Source organism: Halovibrio sp. HP20-59, from assembly GCF_033052795.2.
Taxonomy (GTDB): domain Bacteria; phylum Pseudomonadota; class Gammaproteobacteria; order Pseudomonadales; family Halomonadaceae; genus Vreelandella.
Map to the genome: position 1 here is coordinate 12,149 of NZ_JAWJUW020000023.1, position 16,646 is coordinate 28,794.

A 16,646-nucleotide genomic window follows, 5' to 3' on the forward strand; every position below is an offset into this window, starting at 1 on the left:
AGGGCTGCGTGTCTTATGTTTCTCATCCTTTTTCTGGCCGTTCCTTGCTGAATGGCCAGCGCGGCTTCACCCTCATTGAATTGATGATCGTGGTAGTCATCATTGGCATCATCGCTGCCATTGCCTACCCCAGCTATACGCGCTACGTAGAACGCAGTCGTCTCACTGATGGTCAATCCGGTTTGATGCAGGCTGCTTCAGAAATGGAACGCTGTTATACCTCAAACTACAGCTACGAAGTGGATTGCCTTGAAACGGGACAATCGCCGGAAGAGGTTTACCCCAATATCACGCTGACTGACTCAGGCTCTGCTTATCGCTTAGAGGCACAAAATGGGACGAGGGTGCCTGCTGGTTGCGAAACACTATGGATTCAAAGTGATGGTCAAAGAGGGCCTAATGGCTCGGATGATTCCGAAGATTGTTGGTAGGTTATGAGCCAGCGCGGCTTTACGTTAATTGAGTTACTGGTCACATTGGCCATCGCGGCAATTCTCGCCACTATCGCAGTGCCGTCGTTCTCTAACTTTCTCGCTCGCCAGCAGTTGGCAAGCGATGTGAACGGCATGACTTCTATCCTGAGCTTCGCCCGCAGCGAGGCAATAAAACAGCGCAGTAATATGTCGGTCATCTTTTCACCCCCTAATACCGCCACTTCAAACCGCCGCCCTGAATCTTGTAGAAATGATGAAGTCGTTGAAAATAAAGATGAAAACAATGAAGAGAGCATCCGCTACCGTTACTCGGCATGGTGCTACTGGGTGGGGCGCGAAGATGAAGGTGAAACTTTTCGGGTAGGGCTGTCGGCCAATATATCCACGCCGGAGCAAGCCTTCTCGCTTACTTTCCAAGACTTGGGGGACGCCGATATTGATAACTGCGGTTCTGACCCTTGTTACATCACGCTGAGTTCGCAACGAGAGGGCATTGCCCCCGTGACGCTGGTTATAAACATAACGGGCAGCATTCGCCGGGGGGAGCCATGAATCAACAGCGCGGCTTTAGCCTAATAGAAGCGTTGATCGCGCTGGTGGTTCTCTCCATCGGTCTCATTGGTGTAGCGGCTATGCAGTTAAAAGCATTGCAGAGTGCAACCGCTGGCTACCAGCGCTCGGTGGCAAGCGTCGCCGCCGTCGATGCTCAGGAGCGGCTCTGGGCACAGTTGGCAACGCTGAACCCCGGACAAGCCTGTGAAAATATCGACCGCTCAGCTGTTGAGGATGTGTGGAAAGATGATTGGTTTGCGGATAACGACCAAAAACCACTTCGCAATGCCAAGGAAGGTGAAAGTAGCATCGGCAGAGGCAGCGGCAAAGATAAGTGCCGTTTTAATGTGATCCTGGTACTGGGCGATGACGAGAATGATCGTTTCGACTACATATTTCGCCTCCCAAGGCTTGAGGTGCAGTAATGAAACATCGCCAAGGCGGGTTTACCCTAGTGGAGCTAATGGTCGCAATGGCCATCGGCACGGTGATTATCTTGGGGGCTGGTCAACTTTTTTTAACAACTTTTCAAACGTTTCAAACCGTAGACCAGGTCAGCCGTAAACAAGAGACCTTAATTTTTGCGGTAAGTACCCTGGCTGAAGCAGGTCGTAAAGGCAATATTGGTAACTACGCTATCGCCCCAGATGAGCGAAACTCTGACAGCGGTACGCGTTATTACTGTGTTCTGCAGGACGAGGTTCGAAACCAACCTGTAGTTGATCTTGCCCAGGTTGATGACGCAACAGCCTGCTCGACGCTTTCTGAGCCTGATGGTGATGATGTCTCCCATATCGTCACGTTGCCCATTGGCGATTGCCGAGAGGGCGCGAGTGCGACTTGCGATAAAATCACTTTTACCGTTAGTGAGAGAGATAAAGTAATCACATCACAAGAGCCATCCTCATGAAACAACAGCAAGGTGCAGCGTTAGCCATTGTTATGGCACTGCTCGCTGGTGCGCTAATGTTAGGCATGTCAGGCCTGCAAAGCGCGTTGATTGATGAGCGATTGGCAGGAAACTATCGTGCCTCGACCCAGGCAAGAATGAATGCCGAAATTGCTGCAGCAAGCGCCTTAGAAGACGATGACCTGGTATTTATTACGTCAGATTTGAAACTAAATGACTTACAAACTATGGGTTGGAACGAGCTTAATGAGGAGTTTTCAAACAGCCAAGATGAAGTAATCTATGAATGTGAACGTAATGGGCTGCCCGAGTGCGTCTATATTCCTTTAATACTATCTGAGGGTATCTACATTTTAGCTAAAGGGATTACGGGTGACGCTCTGAGAGGCGCTGCAGAAAGCCAAGCTATTTTACTGCGCTATTCCAGTGGAGCCGACATACAAAAGCCTTTCAGATCAGCCATAACATCATGTCAGGACATAACGCTACAAGGGAGTGCTCGCAGCAGCGGCGGACTTGTCGCCGGTAATAAAATTGAGATTAAAGGCGGGGCATCTGCATCCAGTGACCAGCAAGAAGGCTATTCTTTCTCCGAAGGTTGTGACATTTTAGGCGTTCTAGCAGACGATGAAAAAGAACGCACCTATTTTGAAAGGGTAAAGTCCGGTTTGAACGTTGAAGGGGCCGCCGAGTGGCTGGAGCAGCGAGGCCTCAATTACTATTTTAATGAAAATGATACTACCTTCACCTTTACTGGCGGACAAAATGATCAAGATGCTTCGATTTCTTATCTTGGAGAGACCGGGCGTGAAACGTCTTTACGTATTGATAGAAATCTAAAAACCAGTGGTAGCTTACATCGCCTAGTGGTAGATGGAACCCTCAATCTTTTCGTCGACGGGGACTTTGATCTAGGTGACAACACCGCATTGGAAATCTCTAAAGGTGCTGTGCTGAACTTATACGTTAGCGGCAAAGTAACTCTCTCCGCAGGAAGTAAATTAGCTCTTGAGGCCGAAGATTTTATGCGCCAAGACAGCAATGGCGTTGAGCGGCCTGCGGTGAGTATTTACAGCTCTTATCGGCAAACCGGGAATCAAAGTGGCATTACCATCGGTGGCAGTAACAATACATATGCAGCTATTTACGCGCCAGGTGCGGATGCGAATATTGGCGGTAGTGGTGCCATATATGGGGCCTTGCGCGCCCAGAATGTAGTGATGTCTGGCGCAGGCAGCTTGGAGTATGTTGACGACCTGGCCAGCTATGAAGTTAGTGGAGATACCCAGGGTGTCGGCCAGCCTAGCTTTGCAGAGTGGACGGAAGGGCAGTAGTTAAGCACTGTTATTGTGTATAAAATAATGCGCATTTATCCAAAGAGTTATCTTAATGTCGGAATTTACCAAAACCCGCGTCCTTACCGGTATCACCACCACCGGCACGCCCCATTTAGGCAACTATGTTGGGGCGATCAAGCCTGCCATTGAGGCAAGCCAGGATCCCAGCGTTCAGTCATTCTATTTTTTGGCTGACTACCATGCCTTGATCAAATGCCCAGACCCCAAGCGGGTGCAGGAATCGCGCCTGGAAATTGCTGCCACATGGCTGGCGCTGGGGCTAGATACCGATAACGCCATTTTCTATCGCCAATCGGATGTCGCCGAAATCCCCGAGCTTACCTGGATGCTCTCTTGCGTATGCGCCAAGGGTTTGATGAACCGTGCCCATGCCTACAAGGCGGCGGTGGCTGAGAACGAAGAGGCAGAAAACCAAGACCCGGATAAAGGCATCACCATGGGGCTGTTTGGCTACCCTGTGCTAATGGCGGCGGATATATTAATGTTTAACGCCAATAAGGTGCCGGTAGGGCGTGATCAGATTCAGCATATCGAGATGGCCCGTGATATCGCCGGACGCTTCAATCATCTCTACAAGGGCCAGCATTTTGTCCTCCCAGAAGCCGTCGTTGACGATAAAGTGCAGCTCCTGAATGGCTTGGACGGTCGCAAGATGTCCAAAAGCTATGACAATACGATTCCGCTGTTTGCCGCTGAGAAAAAACTGCAAAAGCTGGTGCGTAAGATTAAGACCAACTCACTAGAGCCCGGTGAACCGAAAGACCCTGATAGCTGCACGTTGTTTCAAATTTACTCAGCGTTCGCAACGACGCAAGAGACTGCGAGCTTACGTGAGCAGTATGCCAACGGCATTGGCTGGGGCGATGCGAAGAACCAAGTGTTTGAATACTTGAATGCTCACCTGAGTGCGCCCCGTGAACGCTACAATGCACTGATGGAAGACCCTGCTCACATTGAAGCAGTACTACAAAAAGGCGCCGAACGGGCGCGGGAAGAAGCCGCCGTAACGATGGATCGCTTGCGTTCAGCGGTGGGTCTAGGGCGGTTTGTGTAATACCCGCGCATTGCCGTCATACCCATCATAGCGGCGGTTCAGTAACGCGATAGGAATATAAAATGCGATCGACGTACCGGCATCAGGTGTTTACCGAATGCGCATTGATTGCGTTAACGCTGCTGCTCGTCGCGTTAGTGCTTTGGCAGCTTATTGGCCTGCTGGTGTTAATTTTTGGTGCCGTGGTCGGTTCCAGTGTGTTGCAGACGTGCATGACACCGCTTTTAAGGTTAGGCGTGCCCCGCTGGCTAGCGCTTTTGACGATTCTAATTGCGCTAACGCTGGCGCTAGCTTTAGTTAGCTGGGCATTTGGTTCGCAGGTGTCAGCTGAGTTGGAATCGCTCACCACTTTGGTACCCGAGGCGTGGCAACAGCTACAGGAGCGCTTGGAAGGATCGCAACTGGCACCGTTGGTTGAGAATGCCGCTGAGAGAACTGACAGCCTGTTAGAAAACGGTATTTCGCAAATCGGAGTAGTGGTGGTTTCGATGGGAGGCGGCCTCGTTAGTTTCTTCGCGCTTATTGTCGGTATGGTTTATTTCGCGTCCCAGCCGGCTCTTTACCGCCGTGGTTTATTGTTACTGGCGCCGATTAAAAGTCGATCACGTTTGGCTGAGGCGCTGGATGAAAGCGGCAAGGCGCTGCGCTTTTGGCTTGGTGGGCAGTTGGTGGCCATGGTGGTAACCGGGCTATTAGTGGGGGTAAGCATGTGGCTGTTAGGCGTGCCAGCCCCGTTAGGCTTGGGGCTGATCGCTGGCCTACTGGATTTTGTGCCATTGGTGGGTCCGCTCATCGCGGCTATCCCGGCGCTGTTACTTGCCTTCACGGTGAGCCCTCAAACCACATTGTTGGTACTGATCGTGTATACGATTATTCAGCAAATAGAGGGCAATATTTTGCAACCGCTGGTACAGCAGCGCGCCGTTCACCTGCCTCCGGCGCTGCTGTTATTTTCGCTGTTTGCGGCCAGCACGCTGTTTGGCGTGGCTGGGTTAATATTGGCCGCGCCGCTAACGGTGGTGGTATTTGTATTAGTTAACCGTCTTTACGTCACCCGCGAGGAAGAAACGCAGTAGCTAGATCAAAAAGCAATAAAAACAGCTATGAAACCTCTGATTAACTATTGCGCTTGCCCATACGGCGTTAAAAATCGCCTCAAAATGCTCATTTACAAACTGTAAACTCCGCGTTTTCGTTGATTTTTGCCTTGTCTGGCCTGCGCTCATAACGTTAATCAGAGGCTTACTATATAAATAATTGTACGATCTTTAGTGCTAGCGTTAAGCTTGTACGCATTATTCATGCGGGTTAAGAAACCTATGCCGATAGGTTTCTTACGCTTAAAAGGTGGCTCTATGTCGACAAATTCTGTTGCTGAACCTGCGAGCTATCGCGTACCACTGATCGCTACAGCAGCGATTGTGCTGGGTGCGTTGCTGGTGGGAGTGGTGTTTGAGGCCAATACGGGCCTGCTGATGATTGTCGGTGGGTTGTTTGGTATGGCGCTTTATCACGCTGCGTTTGGCTTTACCTCGGCGTGGCGGGTGTTTATTACCGAGCGACGCGGGCGCGGCCTACGCGCGCAGATGGTTATGCTGGCCATTGCCGTGGTGCTGTTTTTCCCTGCCTTGGGGGCGGGTACGCTGTTTGGTAATGGGGTGTCGGGTTTTGTAGCGCCCATTGGTATCTCTGTGGTGGTGGGGGCGTTTCTGTTCGGGTTAGGCATGCAGTTGGGCGGTGGCTGCGCCTCTGGCACGCTGTTCACGGCGGGCGGTGGCAACGCGCGGATGCTCATTACCTTGCTGTTCTTCATCGTTGGCTCGGTCATTGGTTCGGCGCATTTTGCCTGGTGGCAAAGTTTCCCAGCTTTTCAGCCAGTATCGCTGGTCAATGTTGCCGGGGTTGGCGGTGGGATCGCGATTAGCTTAGCACTGTTTACGGCTATTGCTGTGTTTACATGGGTGATGGAGAAGCGTCGCCATGGCCAGTTAGAACAGGCGCCAGCGGTCAATAAACACGGCTACCAGCGTTGGTTAACGGGTCCTTGGCCGCTAGTCGCGGGTGCCGTGGCGTTGGCGTTACTCAATTTTGCCACCTTGGCGCTGGCTGGTCGTCCTTGGGGAATTACCTCCGCGTTTGCGCTGTGGGGCGCAAAAGTCTTTGAGCTCGTTGGTGGCGATGTCAGCCAGTGGGGCTATTGGCAGGCGCCGGGTAATGCAGCGGCGCTACAGGCCAGCGTATGGAGCGACATCACCACGGTCATGAACGTTGGGATTATGCTTGGTGCACTCGCCGCTGCCAGCTTGGCCGGTCGTTTTGCGCCAAACTTTAAAATTCCTTTGCGGTCTATCCTGGCGGCGGTCCTCGGCGGCCTTATGCTGGGCTATGGAGCGCGCTTGGCGTTTGGTTGCAATATCGGTGCGTACTTCAGCGGTATTGCCTCTGGCAGCCTGCATGGCTGGGTATGGCTGGTCGCCGCGTTTGCGGGCAATATGCTCGGTGTTAAATTGCGGCCGTTCTTTTTTGCGGGCACAAAAGGTCCTAAGCCACGCGCAAAAACTGCCTGATTTAACGTTAAAAGACGCTGATCGCCTCGGTTTTTAATGCCCTTAAACCGAGGCGTTTTTATATCTTCGTGGTCGCTCTCTTCCACCTTTGTCTCAGTTGCATGTTACATTACCCCAACCGCTGCAAACGCCCTAGGTTGCTGCATTGCAACAGAAATTGATAAAAAGAGAGTGCTTATGACTACCCAGAGTAGACGCCCCTTATACCTTCCTTACGCCGGTCCTTCTTTGCTCGAAATGCCGCTATTGAACAAAGGCAGCGCGTTTACTCAGGAGGAGCGTCTGGCGTTTAACCTGATTGGTTTACTGCCGCAAAAGGTAGAAACAATCGAGGATCAGCTAGAGCGGGTCTACCGCCAGTATCAGCTGTGCCACAGTGACCTTGAGAAGCACATTCATCTGCGTGCCATTCAAGATGACAACGAAACGCTCTACTTCCGTATGGTTTCCCAGCACCTGGAAGAGATGCTGCCGATTATCTATACCCCTACGGTCGGTCAGGCGTGTCAGGAATTCTCCAATATTTATCGCAACCACCGCGGTCTGTTTATTAGCTACCCTGACCGTGAGCATATGGATGATATCCTGCGCAGCGCCACGAAGGATAACGTCAAAGTGATCGTAGTGACGGATGGTGAGCGCATTCTAGGCTTAGGCGACCAAGGGATCGGGGGTATGGGTATCCCGATTGGTAAACTGGCGCTGTATACCGCCTGTGGCGGTATTAGTCCGGCTTACACACTGCCGATCATGATTGATGTGGGCACTAACAACAAAGCGCTGCTGGACGACCCCATGTACATGGGCTGGCGCCAGGAGCGGGTAGGGCAGGAAGAATACGATGCTTTCATGGCGGAATTTATCGCTGCTGTGAAGCGTCGCTGGCCTAACGTCCTGCTGCAGTTTGAGGACTTTGCCCAGGCCAATGCGGTGCCGCTGCTAGAACGCTATCGCAATGAGCTTTGTTGTTTTAATGACGATGTACAAGGAACCGCCTCGGTGGTGGTGGGCACGCTGATGGCCGCCTGCCAAGCCCGTGAAGAAACCATCGCTGACCAGCGCGTGGTGTTTGTAGGGGGTGGCTCGGCAGGCTGCGGGATTGCCGAGCAAGTGGTCGTTTCGATGGAAGCCGAAGGGCTCACCGAAAGCGAAGCACGGTCACGTATTTACATTGTTGATCGCGATGGTTTGATGACCAACGATCAAGCTTGGCAGCGTGATTTCCAGCGCCGTTTAGCCCACGATTCCTCGCTAGTGGCACAGTGGAATGGCCAAGGCTTGGAAGAAACGATTGCGCAGATCAAGCCAACAGTGTTGATTGGCGTCTGCGGCCAGCGCGGCATCTTTACCGAGCAAGTGGTGCGCACGATGCATGCGGGCTGCGAGCACCCGGTGATCATGCCGCTGTCTAACCCCACGTCTCAAGCGGAAGCCGTGCCCGAAGATGTCATTCGCTGGACCGATGGCCAAGCCCTGGTCGCCACGGGCAGCCCCTTTGCGCCGGTAGTTTATAACGGCCGCACTTACCCGATTGCCCAATGCAACAATGCTTATATCTTCCCGGGCATTGGCTTGGGTGTTATTGCCGCCAGTGCTAGCCGCGTGACCGACGAGATGCTGATGAGTGCCTCGCGGGCGCTGGCCCGTGAAGCGCCGCTGGTCAAAGAGGGCAAGGGCGCTCTGCTGCCACCGCTGTCGCGTATTCGCGATATCAGCAAGTCGATTGCCTTTGAAGTAGCCGCTCAGGCACAGCAAAACGGCGTGGCGTTAAAAACCAGCGGGACCACTCTGCGGGAGATGATTGAAAAGGCCTCCTGGTCGCCGGACTATCGTACCTATCGCCGCCGCGCTTTTTAAAAAAAGCCCCCATCAAAAAAAAGCCCCCACCGAGGTGGGGGCTGCAAGCATTGGTAGGTTTGAACCTTCAGGCTGCGCCGATCATCTTGCGCAGCACGTAGTGAAGGATACCACCGTGACGATAGTAAGCCAGCTCGTCGGCCGTATCAATTCGGCACTTGGCTTCGATGGTATGCTCGCCATCGTCGCTTTTAATCACGACGTTGACCGTGCCACCCGGTGTCAGGTCGCTTAAACCGGCAATCGAAATCTCTTCATCGCCGGTTAATCCCAACGTTTGACGGCTTTCGCCTTCGGCAAATTGCAGCGGTACAACGCCCATGCCGATCAGGTTAGAACGGTGAATACGCTCGAAAGATTCAGCAATCACCGCGCGAACGCCTAGCAAGCGGGTGCCTTTGGCTGCCCAATCCCGCGAAGAGCCTGTGCCGTACTCTTTACCGGCAATCACGACCAGCGGTTTGCCTTCCTCTTTGTACTTCATGGCGGCATCGTAAATGGCCATCTGCTCGCCGCTGGGTACGTGGCGCGTCTCGCCGCCAACCACGCCATCGAGCATTTCATTTTTGATCCGCACGTTGGCGAAGGTGCCGCGCATCATGACTTCGTGGTTACCCCGGCGTGAGCCGTAAGAGTTGAAGTCGACCGGTTTCACCCCATTTTCTTGCAGATAGCGCCCGGCGGGGCTGTCGGGCTTAATCGCGCCGGCAGGCGAAATGTGGTCGGTTGTGACCGAGTCGCCCAGCATCGCGAGTACCCGGGCACTGTGTACATCCTCGATGGCATCCGGCTCGCGGCCCATGCCTTCAAAGAACGGCGGGTGCTGGATGTAGGTGGATTCAGGCCACTGGTAAACCTTGCTTTCGGGAACGTTGATCGATTTCCAGACGTCATCGCCCTCAAACACCTCGCCGTACTCCTTACGGAACATTTCGGTGTTGACCTGCTCGACGGCGCTAGCAATCTCGGCTTGGCTAGGCCAGATATCTTTTAGGTAAACCGGTTCGCCGTGGCTATCTTTGCCAAGCGGTTCCTGGGTAAGGTCAAGCCGAACGTTACCGGCCAGAGCGTAAGCGACCACCAAGGGCGGCGAGGCGAGCCAGTTGGTTTTGACTAGCGGGTGAATACGGCCTTCAAAGTTACGGTTGCCGGAGAGCACCGAAGCCACTGCTAGGTCGCCATCGTTGATGGCTTGCTCAATCTCCTCGGGTAGTGGGCCGGAGTTACCAATGCAGGTGGTGCAGCCGTAGCCAACCAGGTTAAAGCCCAGAGCGTCTAAGTCGTCGTTTAAATTGGCCGCGGCAAGGTAGTCGGTAACCACTTTGGAGCCAGGCGCTAACGATGTCTTAACCCACGGCTTGGTATCTAGGCCTTTTTCACGGGCCTTACGTGCTAGTAAGCCGGCCGCCATCATGACGCTGGGGTTCGAGGTGTTCGTGCACGAGGTAATCGCCGCGATCACCACCGCACCAGGGTCAAGGGTGAAGTCGTGATCATCAATCTTCACGGTTTGACTATCGTCATGCTTGAAGCTGCGATCAACGCCTACGGCAGTTTGACCTCCTTCAGATGCTAACTTGCCATTTTCAGCGGCGCTCGCATTGGTATCTTCGTGCATGAATTTTTCAAACGTTGACGCCATGTCTTGTAACGCCACGCGGTCTTGGGGACGCTTGGGTCCGGCGAGGCTGGCTTCTACTTCGTTCATGTCCAACGCTAGCGCGTCGCTGAACACTGGCTCATCGTTAGGTTTGCGCCATAGCCCCTGGGCTTTGCTGTAGGCTTCCACCAGCTCGACCTGCTCGTCTTCGCGACCGGTCAGACGCATATAGGTGAGCGTTTCATCGTCGACCGGGAAGAAGCCACAGGTGGCGCCATATTCGGGAGCCATATTGGCAATGGTAGCGCGGTCTGCTACCGGTAGGTCTTTCAAGCCGTCGCCGTAAAACTCAACGAATTTACCCACCACGCCTTTTTTACGCAGCATTTCGGTGACGGTCAGCACCAAATCAGTAGCGGTAATCCCTTCGCGTAGCTTGCCCGTGAGTTTGAAGCCAATCACTTCGGGAATCAGCATGGAAACCGGCTGACCCAGCATGGCCGCTTCGGCTTCAATGCCGCCAACGCCCCAGCCGAGCACGCCCAGGCCGTTAATCATGGTGGTGTGGGAGTCGGTGCCAACAAGGGTGTCGGGGTAGGCAAAGGTCTTGCCGTCTGCGTCCTTGGTCCATACCGTTCTGCCTAAGTACTCCAGGTTCACCTGGTGGCAAATGCCGGTACCGGGCGGTACAACGCGGAAGTTATCAAACGCCTCCTGGCCCCAGCGCAAAAACTCGTAGCGCTCGCGGTTGCGCTGCATTTCGATGTCGACGTTTTCTTGGAACGCCGCAGGATTACCGAATTTATCCACCATTACCGAGTGGTCGATGACAAGATCGACCGGTGAAAGCGGGTTGATCTTCGCCGGGTCTTCGCCGAGCTTTTCCACAGCGGCGCGCATAGAGGCTAAATCCACCACGCCGGGCACGCCGGTAAAGTCCTGCATGAGTACGCGCGCCGGACGATAGCCGATTTCACGGCTGGATTTGCCCTCGGCCTGCCAATCAACCAGGGCTTGCATATCTTCTTGATCTACGCTTTCGTCGTCGGCAAAGCGCAGCTGGTTTTCGAGCAGAATCTTGAGCGTCTTGGGAAGCCGGTCAATATTACCTAGCGTCTCGGCGGCTTGGGGCAGGCTGTAGTAGTGATACGTGTTACTGCCAACCGCTAGGGTGCTTAGCGTATCGGGTATCTTGCTCATGCCATTCTCCTCTAATTGCTGGGTAGTGAGCTCAGCGTGACGGTCACGGTCTTCCTTTCTAGTATGGCTTACCATGCTTAACACAATAATAATATATGTGTCTTAGCACAGGGACTTTCAAGGTTTCTTCGCCTAATAGCGTAGACGAAACCTTGCAATAGCTTGTACTTGACACCATTTCAGGCAGACTCTCTGCCCAATCATTTACACAGCTATCGACAAAGCTATCCGTCAGATTTTTATAAGGTGGTGTCATGGAAACTCGTCATGAGCGTTTAATTATTCTTGGGTCCGGCCCGGCGGGCTACACCGCCGCTGTGTACGCCGCGCGGGCAAACTTGAAGCCGTTGCTAATCACTGGCATTCAAGCAGGTGGTCAGCTGACTACCACCACCGACGTGGACAACTGGCCGGGCGACGCTCAAGGTGTACAAGGCCCTGAATTGATGGAGCGCATGAAGCAGCACGCTGAACGTTTTAATACCGAAGTGCTGTTTGATCACATCAATGAGGTTAGCGTAGGCGAAAAACCGTTCACCTTGAAAGGTGATAGCGGGATTTATACCTGCGACGCACTGATTGTAGCCACCGGCGCCAGCGCCCGTTACCTTGGGCTCCCCACTGAACAGCAATTTATGGGCCAGGGCGTGTCGGCTTGCGCTACCTGCGATGGCTTCTTCTACCGTAATCAGGAAGTCATTGTGGTAGGCGGCGGCAATACCGCCGTGGAAGAGGCGTTGTATCTCTCTAATATTGCCTCGAAAGTTACCCTGGTTCACCGTCGTGACACGCTGCGCGCGGAAAAAATCTTGCAAGATAAGCTATTCGAGAAAGTCGAGGCAGGCAAAATCGCCCTTGAGTGGTTCCAGGAAGTCGAAGAAGTACTGGGGGATAACTCGGGTGTCACAGGGGTGCGGGTCAAATCCACCAAAGATGGCTTGACGAAAGAGGTCCTCGCGCCTGGCCTGTTTATTGCCATCGGCCATAGCCCTAATACAGGGATCTTTGAAGGCCAGCTAGTCATGAACGGCGGTTATATTAAAGTCAATGCAGGCCTGGAAGGTAATGCCACGGCGACCAGCGTGCCGGGCGTCTTTGCCTGCGGTGATGTAATGGATCACATCTATCGCCAGGCGATCACCTCGGCGGGCAGCGGCTGCATGGCGGCGCTGGATGCCGAGCGTTATTTAGACGGTATTGCCGGTTAATACGCTTTGCATTCTTTGTTGTTGCACTCTTTGATGAAGCGCCAAGCGATTAATCACAGTCAATCGGCGCTTCATCGATTCTTAGGCGGCCTAGCTGGCTGAGGACTAGTTTTTTACCTTGCGAGCGTTCGCCTCCGCTGCCTGAACAAATACTAAAACTGCCGTTGTAGCCGCTGGTATAGCCCAGCGTGCTATAGCGAATACGCGACCAGCCACGGCTGTAAGCCACCTCGGTGTTCTGTTGGGCGGGCACAACGCGCAAAATATCATTTGCCTGAATGCTCTCGGTTTTATCGCCCTTGATGATCATTAACGCATGGCTCCATTGATCATCGCAGGCCGTGTGATCTTGCGTCGCTGGGCAAATCGTCATCTGACGCCGTTGGCTAATAGCGGTATTGCGCGCTAAGGCAAAGGCGCTTTGCAAACGATTGACCGCGCTGGTCTGTGCCGTTCGCTCTCCCAGTGCTTGAAAGTTTGGCAGCCCCCACGCCGCCATTATCCCCACTAAGAGCAGCGTGATCAGTAGTTCAAGCAGCGTAAAACCTCCAACTGACATACGCTGATCATTGTTGCGATATCCGCCCATAGCATTCTCCTCACTTGACCTTGTTCACGCCCGCGTTATGCTCACTCTTCGTCGCTAACAGTGAACACATCGTTGTTCATAGTTCATGCTAGGCGGTGCAACGCTTTTTTTATGTAAGCCATAACGGACATTTTTGTGAGCAATTGCTTAATTATTGGCGGCGGCGTGATCGGAATGATGACAGCGCTGCAGTTAGCCGATGCTGGTCAGCAGGTCACCCTGGTCGAACGTGGGGAGTGCGGTAAAGAGGCCTCCTGGGCCGGTGGCGGCATCGTTTCGCCGCTCTATCCCTGGCGATACGACGCGGCGGTATCGCAACTCTCCCGTTGGTCGGAAGGCGTTTATCCCTCCTTGGCGCTGCGCTTGCTGGAAGAAACCGGCATAGACCCAGAGTACCGTCAAAAAGGGTTGCTTTACCTGAATGTGGACGATGCTGACCAAGCGCTTCGCTGGTCGCACCAATTGGGTAAGCCGCTCGAGCGGGTGGGCGCCGATTTTGTGCGCCGTAAAGAGCCTGGCGTGGCACTGGCTAACGACAGCGCGCTATGGATGCCTACCTTGGGTAGCGTACGCAACCCGCGTCTAGCCAAGGCGTTGAAGGCGCGGCTTGTCGCGATGCCTCAGGTCACGCTGAAAGAGCAGTGCGACGTTAGCGGCTTTATTCAGCTGGGTGGTGAAGTGGAGGGGGTTGCTACCTCGCAAGGGCCGTTAACAGCGGAGCGGATTATCGTTTGTGGTGGCGCTTGGGCCGCGCAGCTCCTGGCCACGCTTACGGTTCGACTGCCGGTTAGGCCTGTTAAAGGGCAAATGATCGCTTATCAGGCTCCGCCTGGCCTAGTGCAGCGCGTGGTATTAAAAGACGGGCGCTATATCATTCCACGCGCGGATGGCCTGCTGCTGGTGGGTTCGACATTGGAAGAGAAGGGGTTTGATAAAGCCACCGACACGGCTGCGTTAGCGTCATTGCAACGCAGTGCTGAAGCGATTGTACCCGCCTTGGCGAAATGCCCGGTGGCGCACCATTGGGCCGGTTTGCGCCCTGGTTCCCCTTCCGGGGTGCCGTTTATTGGTGCGCTGCCTGAGTGGCCTAATGTGTTCATTAATGCTGGCCATTACCGTAACGGCTTGGTGTTGGCGCCTGCCTCGACCCATTTGCTGGTGGATCAACTGCTGGGGCGTGAGCCGCTGATTGACCCTGCGCCTTACCAGCCGACCCCAGAGCGACTTTTACAGTCTTAAGGCGTACCGTCTTTATCTTGCTGCTCTTGTAGAAAACGGTCGCGATGCGCGCTGGAGCAGAACCACTGGGCTTGGTCGCGCAGCGCTTCTTCTTCCGGCACGTGAACGTCGCACCAACGACAGCGCACCATTTTGCCACCCTCGTGGTGATTGACCTTGTTACGCTGCTCCTCGTGTTCGAGTTTGCGTTGCCGGTAGATGCCATAAAGCTTCAAGCCGACATAAAAGACAACGGCGAAAATAATCAGCCGAATGATCAAGAGGTTCATCCTTATTGTGTCTCCCGGAGTGGGGAATATAGCCATTGGAAGTGCCACACAGCCTTTGCCAGTTGGCGGCCCTTGCGGGACAATGCATGTATGACGGTGTAACCCTATTCTAAAGATTCTCAAGAGATTTTGACGCCCATGCAAGACTTAACGCTGGTAATGGCCCAACTCGATCCTTTGGTCGGGGATATTCCCGGTAACGCCGCCCGTGCGATTGAGGCCGTGCGCGAAGCACGGATTGAGCATGGTGCGGATATCGTTGTCTTTCCTGAGCTTTTTTTGTCGGGCTACCCGCCGGAAGATCTACTGCTACGCCCCTCAATGGAAACTCGCCTGCGTGAAGCCCGTGCGCTAATGGCATCGAAGGTCGCGAGTGATGTGCTGGTGATTATCGGCTACCCCGGCGTGCGGGAAGGCCGCTGTTACAATTTGGCGGGTCTGCTCTACAACGGCCAGTGGGAGGCCGAGTACGCCAAGCAAGCACTGCCTAATTACCAAGTGTTTGACGAACAGCGCTATTTCACCCCCGGTACTGGAACTCTGGTGTATGAGCATAAAGGGGCCAAGCTGGGCATCGTGATCTGCGAAGACCTATGGGATGGCGCGCCGGTGAAAGCTGCCACGCAAGCGGGCGCTGAAGTGCTGATCACTTTGAACGCTTCACCCTATCACCAGGATAAACCTGCTGAGCGACTGCGTTTGCTTGAGCAGCACGCCCAAGACGTGGAACGTCCCATTGTCTACGTGAACACGATCGGTGGTCAGGACGAGCTGGTGTTTGACGGTGGCTCGTGCTGTGTTAACGCCAGTGGGCAGTTACAGGTGCTGGCGCCGTACTGGCAGGCGGGGCTGATGCCGATCCAGTTTTTGCAAACCAGCGCCACCGCTTGGGAACCCCAGCCCGGCGAAATTGACCCCGACGTAGAACCCGAAGAAAGCCTTTACTGCGCGCTGGTTACTGGGCTGCGTGATTACGTCAACAAGAGCGGTTTTGACGGCGTGGTATTGGGGCTTTCCGGCGGGATAGATTCGGCGCTTTCTTTGGCCATTGCCGTCGATGCTCTGGGGCCACAGCGCGTGCAAGCGGTGATGATGCCTTACCACTATACCGCAGATATTTCCAAACAGGACGCCGCAGAGCAGGCTGAAATGCTCGGTATACACTACGAAATCATGCCGATTGAGCCCATGGTAGAAGCCTTTATGGCCACGCTGGCAGAGAGCTTTGAGGGAACTACCAGAGATACCACCGAAGAGAACCTACAGTCGCGCTGTCGCGGCGTGCTGCTAATGGCGATCTCCAATAAAAAAGGCCTGATGGTGCTGACCACCGGTAATAAGAGCGAAATGGCGGTGGGCTATGCCACGCTGTATGGCGATATGGTGGGCGGTTTTAACGCCATTAAAGATGTCTATAAAACGTGGGTGTACCGTCTGGCACGCTGGCGTAATACTCAGTCGATAGCCATCCCTGAACGGGTGATTGAGCGCCCGCCCAGTGCCGAGCTGGCGCCGGACCAGCAGGACAGCGACTCCCTGCCCGATTACGACGTGCTGGATGCTATCTTAGTGCGCTATATCGAAGGTGATATGAGCGCCGAAGCGATTATTGCCGCCGGCTTTGATGCTGAAGACGTATATAAAGTGGTGAAACTGGTTGACCGCTGTGAGTACAAGCGCCGTCAAGCACCCATTGGCGTACGGGTGACACCGCGCGGCTTTGGCCGCGACCGCCGCTATCCCATCGTCAATGGTTGGCAGCCCGGCGAGTAATGTTGGTCGGCGAGTAACATTGGTATAGGGGCGGGC

Annotated in this window: 15 protein-coding genes; 12 read left to right on the forward strand and 3 right to left on the reverse strand. The window is 54.1% G+C overall.

Annotation, left to right across the window (positions count from 1 at the left end; genetic code table 11):
- Window positions 1-8 precede the first annotated feature (8 nt).
- From RZA33_RS17680 to RZA33_RS17720, 9 genes are all read left to right on the forward strand, one after another.
- On the forward strand, window positions 9-431 hold the full coding sequence (locus tag RZA33_RS17680; RefSeq protein WP_317509025.1) for a type IV pilin protein: 423 nt from the start codon (window positions 9-11) through the stop codon (window positions 429-431).
- Between the two features lie 3 nt (window positions 432-434).
- Complete coding sequence (locus RZA33_RS17685; RefSeq protein ID WP_317509026.1) at window positions 435-986, forward strand: prepilin-type N-terminal cleavage/methylation domain-containing protein; 552 nt, start codon at window positions 435-437, stop codon at window positions 984-986.
- Window positions 983-1,411 (forward strand): type IV pilus modification protein PilV, encoded by a 429-nt coding sequence (gene pilV / locus RZA33_RS17690; protein ID WP_317509027.1) that lies wholly within the window; start codon window positions 983-985, stop codon window positions 1,409-1,411. Before RZA33_RS17685 ends, pilV begins: the two co-directional genes overlap by 4 nt.
- Window positions 1,411-1,896 carry a PilW family protein gene (locus tag RZA33_RS17695; protein ID WP_317509028.1) on the forward strand — a complete coding sequence of 162 codons (486 nt, stop codon included), beginning with the start codon at window positions 1,411-1,413 and terminating at the stop codon, window positions 1,894-1,896. The genes pilV and RZA33_RS17695 overlap by 1 nt, the downstream gene beginning before the upstream one ends.
- Window positions 1,893-3,230 carry a hypothetical protein gene (locus RZA33_RS17700; protein WP_317509029.1) on the forward strand — a complete coding sequence of 446 codons (1,338 nt, stop codon included), beginning with the start codon at window positions 1,893-1,895 and terminating at the stop codon, window positions 3,228-3,230. Before RZA33_RS17695 ends, RZA33_RS17700 begins: the two co-directional genes overlap by 4 nt.
- A gap of 55 nt (window positions 3,231-3,285) precedes the next feature.
- Window positions 3,286-4,308 carry a tryptophan--tRNA ligase gene (locus RZA33_RS17705; RefSeq protein WP_317509030.1) on the forward strand — a complete coding sequence of 341 codons (1,023 nt, stop codon included), beginning with the start codon at window positions 3,286-3,288 and terminating at the stop codon, window positions 4,306-4,308.
- Between the two features lie 62 nt (window positions 4,309-4,370).
- Window positions 4,371-5,384, forward strand: coding sequence for an AI-2E family transporter (locus RZA33_RS17710; protein WP_317509031.1), 1,014 nt, complete (start codon window positions 4,371-4,373; stop codon window positions 5,382-5,384).
- A gap of 279 nt (window positions 5,385-5,663) precedes the next feature.
- Window positions 5,664-6,875 carry a YeeE/YedE family protein gene (locus RZA33_RS17715; protein WP_317509032.1) on the forward strand — a complete coding sequence of 404 codons (1,212 nt, stop codon included), beginning with the start codon at window positions 5,664-5,666 and terminating at the stop codon, window positions 6,873-6,875.
- A gap of 177 nt (window positions 6,876-7,052) precedes the next feature.
- Window positions 7,053-8,732, forward strand: coding sequence for an NAD-dependent malic enzyme (locus tag RZA33_RS17720; RefSeq protein WP_317509033.1), 1,680 nt, complete (start codon window positions 7,053-7,055; stop codon window positions 8,730-8,732).
- A 67-nt stretch (window positions 8,733-8,799) separates the two neighbouring features.
- Here the strand turns inward: RZA33_RS17720 and acnA are convergent, their stop codons facing one another.
- On the reverse strand, window positions 8,800-11,532 hold the full coding sequence (gene acnA / locus RZA33_RS17725) for an aconitate hydratase AcnA (RefSeq protein ID WP_317509034.1): 2,733 nt from the start codon (window positions 11,530-11,532) through the stop codon (window positions 8,800-8,802).
- Window positions 11,533-11,786: 254 nt separating this feature from the next.
- Here acnA and trxB point away from each other — a divergent pair, with 254 nt between their 5' ends.
- Window positions 11,787-12,740, forward strand: coding sequence for a thioredoxin-disulfide reductase (trxB, locus tag RZA33_RS17730; RefSeq protein ID WP_317509035.1), 954 nt, complete (start codon window positions 11,787-11,789; stop codon window positions 12,738-12,740).
- A 49-nt stretch (window positions 12,741-12,789) separates the two neighbouring features.
- Here trxB and RZA33_RS17735 read toward each other — a convergent pair whose 3' ends face one another.
- Window positions 12,790-13,329 carry a GspH/FimT family pseudopilin gene (locus RZA33_RS17735; protein WP_317509036.1) on the reverse strand — a complete coding sequence of 180 codons (540 nt, stop codon included), beginning with the start codon at window positions 13,327-13,329 and terminating at the stop codon, window positions 12,790-12,792.
- 135 nt (window positions 13,330-13,464) lie between these two features.
- On the opposite strand from RZA33_RS17735, the gene thiO reads away from it, so the two are divergent.
- Window positions 13,465-14,568 carry a glycine oxidase ThiO gene (thiO, locus tag RZA33_RS17740; RefSeq protein ID WP_317509037.1) on the forward strand — a complete coding sequence of 368 codons (1,104 nt, stop codon included), beginning with the start codon at window positions 13,465-13,467 and terminating at the stop codon, window positions 14,566-14,568.
- On the opposite strand, the gene RZA33_RS17745 is transcribed toward thiO, so the two are convergent.
- A complete protein-coding gene (locus tag RZA33_RS17745; protein WP_317509038.1) occupies window positions 14,565-14,837 on the reverse strand; it encodes a PP0621 family protein in 273 nt (90 codons plus the stop codon). The two genes, thiO and RZA33_RS17745, sit on opposite strands and share 4 nt — an antisense overlap.
- A 138-nt stretch (window positions 14,838-14,975) precedes the next feature.
- On the opposite strand from RZA33_RS17745, the gene RZA33_RS17750 reads away from it, so the two are divergent.
- On the forward strand, window positions 14,976-16,610 hold the full coding sequence (locus RZA33_RS17750; protein WP_317509039.1) for an NAD+ synthase: 1,635 nt from the start codon (window positions 14,976-14,978) through the stop codon (window positions 16,608-16,610).
- Window positions 16,611-16,646 lie beyond the last annotated feature (36 nt).